The sequence below is a fragment of the Carboxylicivirga marina genome, assembly GCF_016612505.1.
Lineage (GTDB): Bacteria > Bacteroidota > Bacteroidia > Bacteroidales > Marinilabiliaceae > Carboxylicivirga > Carboxylicivirga marina.
In genome coordinates this window covers 1-14,913 of sequence record NZ_JAENRR010000039.1, presented here as the reverse complement: position 1 = coordinate 14,913, position 14,913 = coordinate 1, and the positions used below count along the sequence as shown (strand labels likewise).

Here is a 14,913-nt window from a genome sequence, read left to right as displayed (position 1 = left end):
GAGATAAATTCATCTCTTTTTCTATTTATCGCTTATTTAGATTCGTAAAAGTCCAAGGATTTAAAGCCACACAATTTAGTGTTATTTTGCACCTTTTTCAAAGAAACAACATCAAAATAGCATTATTAAACCTCACATTACCTGCTGAGTCTCAATGCTTTTTTGTTTTCGTATAAAGTTTTCTATTTTTGTGTTAAAGAACAGGTTAAACACAATCATACATTCTGACCATGCAAGAAGAAATAGATTTAGTATTAGATGATGCCAAAGAAAGAATGGCCAAGGCAATTGAACACCTTGATAACGAACTAGGTAAAATCCGTGCAGGTAAAGCAAATCCAAAAATGCTCGAAGGCGTTTTGGTTGATTACTACGGTAGCTCGACTCCACTTTCTCAGGTAGCTAACTTAAGTACACCTGATCCGCGTACCATTGCAATTCAACCATGGGAAAAGCAATTGATTGGTGAAATTGAAAAAGCTATAATGGCTGCTAATCTTGGCTTAAATCCAGATAACAATGGCGACATTATTCGTATTAATATACCTCCATTAACCGAGGAGCGTCGTAAAGATTTAGTGAAGCAAGCTAAAGCCGAGTGTGAAGATGCTAAGGTTAGCTTCCGTAATACGCGTCGTGATTGTAATGATGAATTGAAGAGAATGAAGAAAGATGGTCTTTCTGAAGACCTGGAAAAAGATGCAGAAGCTGAAGTTCAGAACATTACCAATGAGTACACAAAAAAGGTAGATGCTATGTTTGAGGTGAAAGAAAAAGACATCTTAACCGTATAATCGACTGCATGACATAAATGAAGAAAGGCTGCCCGGTAATGAGCAGCCTTTCTTCGTATGTATTAGTTATTACTTCAAATCATTTAACATCACCTCGATGGCTTTTTCGAGTTGTTCATCACGTCCGTCCTTAAGTGCTTCAAAGCTATTCTGCACTTTTACATCTGGCTCCAGTTGAGTGTTTTCAAGATAATTTCCGTCCATATCTTTCACCCCAATCTGAGGTATACCAAACACCAAGCTTCTATCTTGCTGAGTTTCCCACCACACGGCTGTCATGGTTCCTGGCACAGGCATTCCAATTAGTTTACCTATTTGCAAAGCATTGTAGGCAAAGGGAAATGCATGTGCATCGGAGTAATTACCTTCACTTATCAATACACACGATGGCTTATACCATTTAGCTATAGGCTCAGAACCAAAGTAGCGACCACCCGGATAATAATCGGCATACTTTTTTCCGCCAAGGAAAGTCACTAAATCATCGTGCAACCAACCACCTCCGTTAAAGCGAGTATCTACAATTAGTGCTTCTTTATCGTGATTACGGCCCAAAACCTCGGAATAGAACTCACGGAAGCTCGGAGAATTCATCCCCCTCACATGCACATAGCCTAATCGGCCACCAGATAAACGTTCCGTTATTTCGCGCCGTTGTTTTATCCAACGTTCATATAATAACTGGTTTCTCTTTGATATACTAATTGGCTTCACGGTTTCTTGCCAACGCTTACCACTTGATGCATTGTATAAAGCAAGTAATGTTGGTTTTCCTTCCTGATGATTTAGTAGCTGATATAATTCAGAAAGGTTATTAAGTGCTTCTCCATTAACCATTTCAATGACAACACCAGCTTCAATTTTACTGCCTTCCTTTAAAACAGGACTTTTATCGATAACTTCAGTTACCTTTAATCCTTTACCATCATATTTATAATCATAAAACAAACCTAGCGAAGCCGTTTTATCAGCATCAGTAATTTTAGGGCGATAACGAGCGCCAGTGTGTGAGCCATTCATCTCACCCAACATTTCGCTTAACAGCTCCTGAAAATCGTAGTTATTGTTAACATGAGGCAAAAAGCGCTGATATTCCTGTTTGTAGAAATCCCAATCGACATTGTGTAAATCGGGACGATACCATTTACGCTTTACCTGTCGCCAGGCATGTTCAAATATCGCTTCACGTTCTGCTGCAGCATCCAAATACATTTCGGCACTGTAATTAACAGGTTTTGTTTTCTCATCCTTGGTGTTGAATTTCGTTATTTTTCCGTTGGAGAAGACAAAAATGTGCTTAAATGCCGAGTCGGCCTGCATTGACCCGCCTCTACCGTCAAGCTTAGCTATTTTCTTAGTTTCATTCTTTTTAAAATCATGCATCCATAAGTCATGACCTTTTTCGAATCGTGACAGATAATAGAGTTTATCAGCATCGGGTGAAAGTATAGCTCCGGCTAAACTTGATGAATGAATGGTTAAACGGGCCATTCTGTCTTGCAGCTTATCCAACTCCATCACAATAGTGTCATCCTTTTCTTCTACTTTCTTTTTACTTTTCGTCTTACTCTTGTCGGCCTCTTTATCATCTTTTTTATTCGCCTTTTCGAGCTCTTCTTTTAACTCCAGCTCTTCTTTACTAAGTTTAAACTGGTCGTAGCTCTTTTGATTAAAGAACATAGCATACGCATCATCGTGCGAACCCCAGCTACCATGGTTACGCATACCATGCTTATCGGTAAACCATACAATTGCGTTTCCATCCATCATCCATTGTGGATAATAATCGCCATAACCACTTTTTGTCAGATTCATTACCTCACCAGTACCATCTGAAGCTACAAGTCCAACCTCATCTATAACCCAATGATTAGGAGCAAAAGCCACAATAAACCATTTGCCATCGGGCGACCACTGATACCACTGATCTCCATCGCTGTACGAATAATTATATTCACCCTTCAGAATCTCACGAACGGCCTTAGTCTGCAGGTTAATAACCTTTAAAGATGTACGATTTTCGAGAAATGCAACTTCCTTTCCATCAGGTGAAAAGTAAGGTTGAAATGTTTCTGCTTCTATTTCTAAAACCGGTTTTTCATCAATTAATGTTGCATTACTAAAATATAGCTCGTCATCACTTTTAATGGATGAAGTATAGATATTCCAGCTGCCATTGCGCTCGGCTGCATAAACCAACGAACGACCATCGGGACTAAAATTAACCGAACGCTCCTGACCAGGTGTATTGGTGATGCGTTTGGTAGTGCCATAATCTACTGATGTAACAAACACCTCGCCACGAGCCACAAATGCAATTTCTTTACCACTTGGCGACACATCCATCTCCCTCGCCTCTTTGCTCATTTTTACAAATTGCGTGTCAGCTCCTTCAATATCAAAATTGATATTGACTTCAACTTTCGAAGGCTGAGCACCAGGCTTTTGAGTATATAATTCACCATTAAAACTATAGCATAACATATCATTATCAGACACACTCAGGAAACGTACCGGATGCTTTTCGAAGTGGCTTATTTGCACTGTTTTACCCGAACTATTCACATCCGTTTTACACACATTAAAAGAGCCAAACTGCTCACTTAAGTAATATACATCCTCATTATTGGATGCCAACACAGGCTGGCGATCTTCACCTTTATAAGCACTCAATTTTGTATGCTTACCAGTGGCGGTTTCATATTTCCAGATATCGCGCGTTACTGATGACTGATGGTGCTTTCGCCACTTATCTTCATAACCTTTCACATCCTGGTAAACCATTACTGAGCCATCATTGCTAATCATGGCCAACTCAGCTGGCGTAGTTAGCAACTGGTCAATGGCTGATGTAGCTATATCTACCTTATATAATTCTGAAAACATGCCATAAGGGAACTGACTGTTCTGAAAATCATCCAACTGCTGAGATGAATACAATACTTGCTTACCATCGGGGGTGAACGAGCAAGGCACTTCGTTGGCAGAATGATAGCTTAAACGTTGTGCCTGGCCACCTTCAGCCGGCATTATAAAAACATCGAAGTTTCCGAATCGGTTGGAAGCAAAAGCAATGTGCTTACTATCGGGCGACCACACTGGCTGATAATCATGCGCCTTATGAATGGTCAATGGTTGAGCATCGCCACCAGACGATGATACTTTATAAAGATTACCCTTATAAGAGAAAACAATGGTTTGCCCATCGGGTGAGATGGATGGATAGCGCATCCAAAGAGGTTGAGCAGCAGCTTCAACAACAAAAGCAAATAGCAATAATGCTATTGCCGTTTTTATTAATTTCATCATGGTAGGAATTAAATTAGTTTATACAGGTTGTTACGATATATCAAATGTAAGAACAACCAAATATAACCAGAGAATCAGAGATATACAATGATGGGCATTTGACAAATGCTAACCAAGCAAACTAAAATGAGATTTCATCAGGTTTTCCAATATCATTATACACTTTAATTTTTAAGGTCACCTTTAGTTTCACTTGCGAAACTTAATAAGCATGTAATGATGAAACTAAAAATTAATAACTTCTCTTGCATGGTTTATCGCTAAGTAGTTACTAAGACTTACAAAATTAACAGCATATTGGCTTGCCTCCCGATTAACAGATATGATATCACACTAAAATAGTTCACTTTCACACATTATCATCTTTATATAAACTTCACACATGCAGATACCTAATACCAATGTCCATATATCACACTAAACGAGCGCATCCTCACATTAAATTTGAATACATCTCATCCAAAACTTGTTACATATCGCATTAAAGCAATATCACATCACGTCCAACCAGCATCACATCACATCAGAGTGCCTCAATATCACGCTCAAACAATGCGATATCATCCAATCTTAACCTAACATTATATCGAAACGAGTATCTCCTCACGCCAAAGCGACTGCATATCACGCCAAAGTAGTATTACATCACACTTTATAATAGCAATATCACGCACTCAATAGGCTTCCGGTCGTTCATACAGGTACTCCGGTGGCAAAAGAACAAGTTTCGTTCGAAAGATGTCGGGCAGAAGCAAAAAAAATAGTCCCCAGATAAACGCTGAGGACTATTCATATATTTTACAAGCTAAGTGCTTGATTTATCTAACGATTAAATGTTAGGGTTCACATAGTGGAAGTGAGAACCAAAACGGTCAAACGCTGCTTTATCTAACATTTCCTGGTGGTCTGGGTGAGCCACAGAAATAATTAGCTTCGCGCGCTCCTGCATTGTTTTACCATATAGGTTAACAGCACCGTGCTCAGTTACAAACCAGTGCATGTTAGCACGAGTTGTTACGACACCCGAACCTTCTAACAAGGTAGGAGCAATTTTAGAAAGCCCTTTTGCAGTAACAGATGGCATTGCGATAATTGGCAAACCACCATTTGAGTATCCAGCACCACGGATAAAGTCAATCTGACCACCTACACCCGAATAGTGAGTTGTTCCGATTGAATCGGCACAAACCTGACCTGTAATATCAATGGCTAAAGCAGAGTTAATAGCTGTTACTTTATCGTTCTGGCGAATCACATTAACACTGTTGGTATGACGTACATCCATCATAGCCACCATTGGGTTGTCATCGATAAAGTCATAGAGCTCTTGTGATCCCATTAGGAATGAAGCAACCATTTTACCCTGGTCGATTTGCTTACGCTTACCATTTACAATCCCTTTTTCAACCAATGGAAGTATACCATCAGCAAACATCTCAGTGTGAACACCTAAATCTTTGTGGTTACCCAACTGAGCTAATACAGCGTTAGGAATACCACCAATACCCATTTGAAGACAAGCACCATCCTCAATCAACTCAGCCACATTTTTACCAATTGCAATATCCATATCGGTAAGGTTACCCATATCGTGTGTGTAAAGTGGGCTGTTATCTTCTACAAAATAGTCAATCTCATCTTTGTGGAAAATAGCATCACCCCATGCACGCGGCACATTTGGGTTAACGGCAGCAATAACAATATCGGCACATTCAACAGCAGCACGAGTCGCATCAACTGATGTTCCTAAAGAAACAAAACCGTGCTTGTCTGGCGTCGAACACATAATCATGGCTACATTCACTTTTAATACACCTTCGCGCATTAATTTCTGAGTTTCACTTAAGAAAACAGGAATATAATCAGCATAACCGGCTTGAGTTTGCTTACGTAAGTTACCACCTACAAAGAATTGCTCCGAAACAAATACACCTTCGAATTCAGGATCAGCAAAATCAACTTTATCCTCGATATGGATATGCTGAATCTTTACATCATAAAATTCTTTGTTGCGGCCACGATCAACCATTGCCTTAATCAATTTGTGCGGTGTTACAGCCACACTACTAAGGTGAATACGGTCGCCCGTTTTAATCACTTTCACTGCCTCTTCAGCCGATATCGCTTTATAACTCATGACTTTATTATTTATAGATATTTTTCTTTATTTAATGGCTGCAAAATTAGGAAAATAACGATGGATGCAAGCGTTAATTAATAATTATTAAGAAGATTATGCGTATTTAAATCAAATCTGAAATAAAACACTTTTTAACTATTTGAACTGAAAGTAAAATTGTAATCAGTCGTTCAACGAAAGCTGTTTTATTTCATAAGGCCTTCATGCACTTAAGTATTTTTAACCTATGAGAAAATTTAACATCAGAAACCAAAATACTGGTGCGAAATTTGCTTAACTTAAAGCATGTGTTAACCTTTAAGTTCTGCATATGAAAACAACTATTTACATACTATTAATCAGCCTTACAGTTGTTGCCTGCAGTAGTCCAAAAAACATTCCCGAAACGAGCTTTCCCACTCAGGAATTAAGTGTAGAAAACAATGACTCATGTGAATATGATTTAGTCGTATTCGACCCCAGATTCGAAACTTTTCTGGTTACGCAGCCATATCCTAAAGAATTTTACTCAAATGAGTATTACAGAAACTGGAACCAACGCTATTGCGTTGAATGGAACATCAGGCACAGCAACCCAATAAGGTATGGTGATTTTTATGAAACACAAATACCCTATGATAGTACCACCGATTATGGATTAGACTTTAACTATAAGCTATACCAATATTTTCAATTCATCGATAAAGAATATGGCATTGTGCTTATCAGGCGTCGTGGGCGTTAATCTTTTTCTTTTGAGATAAGCCTATTGCAAGCACAGTTCCTCCAAGTACAAGCAAGGCACCTACATATGCCATCATGGATACTTTGTTAATTGGAAACCAGCTAATATTCAATAATAAAAGAACTTCAAGAATCACAAATGTGATAATCGGATTCATAATAATGACAATACTTATTTTATTAGCCTCAGTATATTTAAATGCTGCCGATAAAGTACCGTATGCCACCACGGTATTAAGCCCTAATGCCAACATCAACAGCCAAACCCACCATTCATATGTTTGTGTAAATGAATGAAAATCAACTGTTGGTAAAAATAATAAAATGGGCAATCCGAAAATAATCAGGTTTATTTGTTGAGGGTGATACTTTAATACCAGTTTTTTATTGACAAAAGCATAACCGGCCCAACTGGCAGCAGCACCTAATGTCCACAATACGCCTTTAAAAAGTTCATACTTTTGAATAACTACACCATTCGATTGATTATAATAAAACACAAAGAAACCACCCGTTGCGATTGCAAACCCAAGGACTCGGCTTATTGTCAAGCGTTCTTTAAAAACAGTAAAACCAATAATACCCAGCATTACCGGACCTGTTTGAATAATAATTTGAGTAGCTCCCGGCCCGGCATAGTTAATACCTTGCATATAGCCAATGTAATTACCAGCCAAAAGAATAGCTCCAACAACCATTAATAGTGGTGGCTTCTTGTACACTGATAGCATTGATGGCTTTTTAATGGCATAATAGGTAGCCAGTACCGTGGTTGCCACTAAAAATCGAAACCAAACAATCGTATACGAATCAAAATAATTAAGCGCTATTTTTAACGCAATAGCTAAAATTCCCCATAAGATGGCAGTCGTTGATGCCAATAAAATACCTTTCATTGGTGATTTTCTTTAGTGTGGTTATCCATTTGTAATCAACTGAAATAACCCTAGTGTTTTACAATTAATTAAAACTGCCATCTGTCAAAACAGCTTTTTAAAGTCAACCATAAACACACATTTTTAATAATGGTTCAAAAGTAGCTCACTTTATTTGTTAATGTTCCAAAATCTGATGCCTAAAGAAATAAAAAAGCACTATTCACAGAACTTTATAGGTGGTGCTCAATAAATTATTTTCAAAATCAATTATATTTGTTTCAATATTTATTGACCTGAAGAAACAAAAGAACTTAAAGATTGTCATTTTTAATGGTTCTTAAGTTCCAATCCATTTAATGAATGGATTGCAAATGAGAAAATAAAAAACCAAAATTTAGACACATGAAAAGCACTATTCGAATAGCATCTTTGTTTGTTGCTGCTACTATGATGTTAACTGCTTGTAACAGTAAAAAAGCAAAAAAAGACAAAGCTCCTGAAATTAAGAAGGAAAGTGTTGAGAAGGAAGTAAGAGAATTTGTTTACCCTCTTCCAACATCATTTGAAGTAACTGAAATGCTAAACCGCATTGAAGCTGCTTACATATTGTCATTATCAAACCCTGCATCTAATGTTGATAAGTACCTGACTGAAAAAGCTCAGGCCATTAACCTAGGTATTTATAGTGCAGACTTAAGTTATGCCAGTACATATCACCAGCAGCAAGAAACACTTGACTTTATGAACGCTTCAAAAAGCTTGATTGATAAATTGGATATCTCTCCTGCTTTAGACAAAGCTCTTCTTGAAGCCATTGAAAACAACCTGGATAATAAGGATGAGCTGGTGAAAGTTATCACTAACTCGTTTTACAACACATACGAGTACCTGAACAAAAACGACAGAAGCTCAGTATCGCTTTTAGTTATTTCCGGAAGTTGGGTAGAAGCACTTTATATTGCCTGTCATATTTCTGATCAAACATTTAGCAACAAAGAAATGGTTGCTATCATTATGAATCAGAAAGAGCCTTTAAATAATTTAATGAGCATGTTAGAGGTTCACGCTTCAAAAGAAGATGTTAAATCAACTATCGATGATTTAAAAATTCTTCAGGAAATTTATAATAGTGTTGACGCAGGCAGCATCACTATTGAGCAATTAGACGCCATCGAAAAGAATGTAGCCGTTTTACGCGACAAATACGTTTCATAAAACGCATTAAAATTATAGTTGAAGGGAAGCCAACAATGGTTTCCCTTTTTTGTTATCTGGTAATAAAAATTAGTATCTTTCTGACCAACCCATAATAAACGAAGATGAGTGAACTCTTTCTGGATGCTCTGATGCAAATATTTGCCCTGTTAACTGACCAGCGCGAGGAACAAAAAACAGGTGATGGCTCTATTGAGGTGAAGAACTTCTTACTTAAAAACTTAAGTAAAGATTTTACCGAGAAAGCCATTGAGCGTTACGAACACTACGTTGACGAATACCACAAAAACTCATACAGCAACGACGAAGAAGAAAGAGAACAGCAAACCATACATAACCTGGATAAGCTTAAAACTATTTGCGAAGAGCTAAACCAGGAGTTAGAGCAGACTACCAAATATGCCATGGTAGGCCTAATGCTAAACTTCATTCTTCGCGACGACATGGTGTCGGATGAAGAAAAGCTGTTTACTGACACACTGGCCCGTGAGTTGCGACTCGACCGCGATGAATATGACAACCTGCAGGCATTTGCTCTATCACATCCTCTTGGCGTCGTTCAGAAAGATAAACTACTGCTCATTAGTGGTCAAAGAGAGAAACCTGATGACAACATAAAACACATGTATAATCCTAAGCAAGAAGTATTTGTTTGGGTTTTACATATTCAGGATGCCAGCATGTTTGTTTTTAAATATTCTGGTAATCGTAACTTGTATTTGAATGGCCATGTTATCCAGCAAAACAGAATAATGGCTCTACGTCCGGGTGCAGTGATTAAAACATCACGAATGCCACCTGTTTATTACGGACGAGTGGCCGAGCATTTTATCACAAGACCTGGTCGTGCACGTATTCTTTTCCGGGCGCTCGATGTATCCTATAAATTCAGCAATAATCAAATGGGCGTACACCCATTTAGCTTCTCTGGTCGTTCGGGGCAGTTAGTAGCCGTTATGGGCGGGAGTGGTACTGGCAAGTCCACGCTACTAAACGTATTAAATGGCAACCTTAAATATAACGAAGGACGAATCTTTATCAACGGATTTGATTTACATGAAGACTCCGAAGCGCTTAATGGCGTTATTGGTTATGTGCCGCAAGATGACTTATTAAAAGAGGAATTAACCGTTTTTGAAAACCTATATTTTAATGCCAGACTATGCTTTAGCCATTTCAATAATGAAGAAATAACGGAGCTGGTTGAAAAAGCACTGCATGATTTCGATCTGGTGGAAGCACGCGATTTAGTAGTCGGTTCACCTTTAAATAAAATACTGAGTGGCGGCCAGCGTAAACGCCTAAATATTGCTTTGGAGCTAATACGCGAACCATCTGTACTATTCGTTGATGAACCTACATCTGGCTTATCATCAATGGACTCTGAAAAGGTGATGCTATTACTAAAAAGGCAAACCCTAAAAGGTAAATTAGTCTTTATCAACATTCACCAGCCAAGTAGCGATTTGTATAAGTTGATTGACAAACTGATGCTTATTGATAAAGGTGGTCGAATCATTTACAATGGTAATCCAATGGATGCCATCACTTACTTTAAACAAAAAGCATCTCACGTTAATCCTGAAGAAAAAGAGTGTTACGCCTGTGGTAATGTGCAAACCGAGCAACCTTTGAGAATTATCGAAGCTCGAATGGTTAATCCGAATGGTAAATTTATTCGCCAACGTAAAGTTTCGCCTAAAGAATGGTACAATCATTACATCGAGAACTTTGAAGAAAAGTTTGAATGGAAGGCATCAAAACACAATCAAAAAAGAGAGAAACTGCCAGCCAACCTGTATAATATACCAGGCAGACTACAGCAGTTTATCATATACCTATTGCGCGATTCTTTATCTAAATTTAAGGATAGGCAATACCTGATGATCAACATGCTTCAGGCCCCAATTCTGGCACTAATACTTGGTTATTTTACCAAATACATCAGTGGCGATGCCAGCGATGAATCGGTATATGTGTTTGCTAAGAATGTTAATATTCCGGCTTACCTATTCATGTGTGTGGTTGTATCCCTGTTTTTAGGATTAATTGTTAGCGCCGAAGAAATCTTCAAAGACCGACGGCTACTGCAACGTGAATCATTCCTGAACCTTAGCCGTTTCAGTTACCTCAACAGCAAGATCGTTGTACTATTTGCCATATCGGCGATTCAAACACTCAGCTTTGTGCTCATTGGTAACTACATTCTTGAAATAAAGGGTTTAACCATGAGCTACTGGCTCATATTATTCAGTACAGCTTGTTATGCTAATATGATTGGCCTTAACATCAGTAGCGGTTTAAATTCGGTAGTGGCAATATATGTGCTTATCCCCTTAATATTAGTACCTCAATTGCTGTTTAGCGGTGTAATTGTCAACTTCGATAAATTGCACAAAACGATTGCCTCTGAAGAATATGTACCACGCATTGGCGACCTAATGACTTCGCGCTGGTCCTACGAAGCATTGGCGGTTAACCAATTCAAGAATAATAAATACGAAAAGATATTTTTCGATATTGACAGGCAAATTAGTTCATCATCTTACAACCGTAATTTATACATCCCAATTCTCGAAGATCTAAATCAGACTTGTAAATACCATTTGGATCATGATGACATAGAAGAGCTTGAAGATGTATCTCAATTACTATCAGCCGAAATTTTAGAATTGGCTGGTCATGATATCTCACATTACCCATTCTTTGCATTTCTTATTAGTGCCGAGGTGGTGTATGATGAGTACACTTATGGTAACATTGCTGAGTTCTTAAAAGATGAAAAAAGCTTAAACAAAAAGCTTTACAGTGAAGGCAAGCAGGCAAAGGACCAGCTCTTTGAAAAGCTAATAAACGAGTATGGTTCAAAAGAAGCTTTTCTTAAGTTTAAATCAGAATATCAGAATGAAGCTTTAGAAGAAGTGGTGCTTAATAAACGAGAGCTAAAGCAAATGCTCGTTACGGGAAGTGGCATCATTCAGAAAAAGCACCCAATTTTTCAGAAGCCTATTTCAAGCTTTGGTCGCACTCATCTTTATTCACCAGAGAAACGCATGCTTGAAGTTAAAATTCCAACGCCGTTATTTAATATGTTGGTTGTATGGATGGGTGTTATCTTCTTTTACATCACCTTGTATTTTGACATTCTGAAAAAGGCAATAAGATACTTCGAGACATTTAAACTACGACGACTTAACAGACGATTACAGAAAATCAGACCATAAAACCGACATGCACACTAAAAATACTCATTTGTGATAAATAAAAAATGGCTGCTTCTTAACTGAAGCAGCCATTTTCATATATCGTTGTTAGTTTCTTTTAGAATGGGAAATCTTCTTCAACCGGAGCAGTCGTTTGCTCTTCTTCTTTTGGTTTCTCTGCAGCCTGATGAACCGCATTTCCGTTGACATAAATTGCTTTGTACGGATCATCTAAAGGACATGGATGCTCGCAAGCACCACAACCAATACAAATGCTTTGATCAACTTCAGGAATCAACAGTTTACCTTCGTAAGGCACCATATTAACAGCTTTAGTAGGACAATGCTCCGAACAAGCTCCACAGTCAGTTCCATCAGTATAAACCACACAGTTTTCTTTCACAAAAACAGCTTTACCTAACTGAGTCAATTGTTTTTCTTCAATCGTAATGGGTAAAATAGCGCCTGTTGGACATATCTGCCCACATCCTCTGCAGTCGAAGTTACAATAGCCACCACCGACATAATCCATGTGTGGTTGCATAAATCCACTTAAACCGTAGTCCGAAACTGCGGGTTGCAACACTTGTGTTGGGCAAGCTGCAACACACAATCCACATCCCGTACATATATCGTTAAAACGCTTTATACTTATCGAACCAGGGGGTGAAACAGGAAACTCCTTCTCGTTCACCAACAATGCTGATGTATCTTTCGATGGTTTCACATCAGCCATTACCTTCTGACCTAACAACAAGGCAATTCCAGTAGTAATAGCAGTTCTTCTTCCCTTATCTTCACTTCCTTCTACACCCAATGATTTCTTCATAGAAGTCAACGTCAATACAGAATCATCGCATACTGCCAAACAGTTAAAACAATCAACACAGCGCGCATGATCAACTGTGAAGTTTTTTAAATCAATACATTCACTTTTGCAAGAACCTATACACTTACCACATTTGGTGCAATTAGATTCATTAAACTGAATTTTGAGAAATGATATTTTGGAAAACAATCCTAAAAATGAACCAACCGGACAAACGGTATTGCAGAATAAACGCCCTCGTTTATAAGACATGTATCCTATTCCAATTAATACAATAATCGTAAACAACAGAATAAATACAGGCGTTGCAACCAGTTTAACAGGACTAAGGGTGTAAACTTCGATAGTATGCAGAGCCATCGACAATCCGTTATTAGCCAACACCACAATCGGACGTACTAAATATGTCACAATCCGACCAAAATTACTATATGGATCAAGCAAAGTAACGATTGTTGAAAAAGAGAAAACAAGCGCTAAAACTGTTAATGCCAATAATGAATACCGCAATATTGGATACGCTTTTTTCTTCTTATAAAAAAGCTTCTTACTGGAGCGTTTTTTGGCAATCCAGGCAAATACATCCTGCAAAATACCTAAAGGACATATGGCACTGCAATAGATACGACCTATAAACGATGTGAGTGCTATAATGATAATAAACCCTACACTGCCAATAGCGAGAGTACTTATAAACTTCATTAGAGAAGGTATAAACTGCATAAACAGTATCTCATGAACTGTTTCGTTAGCATACTTCTCGTATAAATCCAAAAAGAGTGAAGCCGTAAGAATAAAGAACAAGAATGAAATGATCACCCTTGTTCTTTTTAGTTTTTTATAATTCATTTGAATGTGTTTTGCCTAAAGCAATTATGCCATTTTTTGTTTACTAATGCTTAACTCCTCCAAATTCATATTTCCCAACTTCATGTCATGAGCAATTTTAATGTGTCCAATCTCGGTTGGTTGTAATCCAAACATTTTGGTTGCTGCAGCATCTGCTGCCACAATATCTGGCGAAGCAATTAAGGCCTTTAGGTTAGTTACATCGGCAACTGATACACCACGCGGTCCATTCTTAGTCATCATGTTATAACCATCAATAATATTTAAATCAGGTTTTTTATAAGTGCAGAAATCAGCAATACACTGATGAAGATCGTTAGAATGATAAAATTTACGATCCCACACCACACCCATCAGGTTTTTCATGGCCAAAGAAATGCGCGTACTACTATGGTGTTTCATCACCGGCACATTAATAAACACATCAGATTCAAGTACCAGCTTATGCACTTTGGCTTTTTTAAGGCTAACGCCATTGGGTATTTCTACCTCTCTGTAGAATGACTCAGTGTTACCTGGAATCATTTTCCCACCAGCCGCCTTTACGGCATCTTCTATCCCACTGTTTCTATAACAACGATCCCACTTATTACAAGTATTATCAAACACATATACTTCAGAAGCACCGGCATCTTTACAGCGTTGCACAATTCGCGCCACAACATCGGGATTGGTATTAGCTGCTCGCTCGGGAGGTGCATCCCACCCAATATTAGGCTTAACCAATACCTTTTGACCACTTTTCACATATCTACCCATCCCTCCAATGGCTTCAATAGCCCGGTCGAACATATCGGCTCCATTTCCACCTCTAACAGCTGCTATATCATAATCGCTTGACGCAGGCATGCCATTAACACTTTCCAAACCACCAAACAATGGTAAAGCACCACTTAAGGGGACTTCTATAAATTAAAACTTTGACATACAGATGTGTATTAGTATTTTCAGGCGATAAAATCAGCCGAAAAGA

The 14,913-nt window shown here is 38.2% G+C and carries 9 protein-coding genes; 4 read left to right on the top strand and 5 right to left on the bottom strand.

The window, feature by feature from the left end; all coding sequences use genetic code 11:
- Window positions 1–230 precede the first annotated feature (230 nt).
- Window positions 231–794 carry a ribosome recycling factor gene (frr, locus tag JIV24_RS15070; protein WP_200465893.1) on the top strand — a complete coding sequence of 188 codons (564 nt, stop codon included), beginning with the start codon at window positions 231–233 and terminating at the stop codon, window positions 792–794.
- Between the two features lie 69 nt (window positions 795–863).
- On the opposite strand, the gene JIV24_RS15065 is transcribed toward frr, so the two are convergent.
- Together JIV24_RS15065 and JIV24_RS15060 are read right to left on the bottom strand one after the other, a co-directional pair.
- Entirely contained in the window at window positions 864–4,103 is a 3,240-nt protein-coding gene (locus JIV24_RS15065; protein ID WP_200465892.1) for a S41 family peptidase, read from the bottom strand.
- An 829-nt stretch (window positions 4,104–4,932) separates the two neighbouring features.
- Complete coding sequence (locus JIV24_RS15060) at window positions 4,933–6,240, bottom strand: acetyl-CoA hydrolase/transferase family protein (RefSeq protein ID WP_200465891.1); 1,308 nt, start codon at window positions 6,238–6,240, stop codon at window positions 4,933–4,935.
- A 313-nt stretch (window positions 6,241–6,553) separates the two neighbouring features.
- Between JIV24_RS15060 and JIV24_RS15055 the strand changes: the two genes are divergently transcribed.
- Complete coding sequence (locus tag JIV24_RS15055) at window positions 6,554–6,967, top strand: DUF6146 family protein (RefSeq protein ID WP_200465890.1); 414 nt, start codon at window positions 6,554–6,556, stop codon at window positions 6,965–6,967.
- Here JIV24_RS15055 and JIV24_RS15050 read toward each other — a convergent pair.
- On the bottom strand, window positions 6,948–7,862 hold the full coding sequence (locus JIV24_RS15050; protein WP_200465889.1) for a DMT family transporter: 915 nt from the start codon (window positions 7,860–7,862) through the stop codon (window positions 6,948–6,950). The genes JIV24_RS15055 and JIV24_RS15050 overlap by 20 nt on opposite strands.
- Window positions 7,863–8,246: 384 nt before the next feature.
- On the opposite strand from JIV24_RS15050, the gene JIV24_RS15045 reads away from it, so the two are divergent.
- Entirely contained in the window at window positions 8,247–9,059 is an 813-nt protein-coding gene (locus JIV24_RS15045; protein WP_200465888.1) for a hypothetical protein, read from the top strand.
- Between the two features lie 104 nt (window positions 9,060–9,163).
- The gene (locus JIV24_RS15040; protein ID WP_200465887.1) at window positions 9,164–12,283 is read left to right on the top strand and encodes an ATP-binding cassette domain-containing protein; all 3,120 of its coding nucleotides are present in this window, start codon (window positions 9,164–9,166) and stop codon (window positions 12,281–12,283) included.
- A gap of 97 nt (window positions 12,284–12,380) precedes the next feature.
- Here JIV24_RS15040 and JIV24_RS15035 read toward each other — a convergent pair whose 3' ends face one another.
- Both JIV24_RS15035 and JIV24_RS15030 read right to left on the bottom strand, forming a co-directional pair.
- Window positions 12,381–13,940 carry a 4Fe-4S dicluster domain-containing protein gene (locus tag JIV24_RS15035; protein ID WP_200465886.1) on the bottom strand — a complete coding sequence of 520 codons (1,560 nt, stop codon included), beginning with the start codon at window positions 13,938–13,940 and terminating at the stop codon, window positions 12,381–12,383.
- 24 nt (window positions 13,941–13,964) lie between these two features.
- Window positions 13,965–14,789, bottom strand: coding sequence for a DUF362 domain-containing protein (locus tag JIV24_RS15030; protein WP_200465885.1), 825 nt, complete (start codon window positions 14,787–14,789; stop codon window positions 13,965–13,967).
- Between the last annotated feature and the right edge of the window lie 124 nt (window positions 14,790–14,913).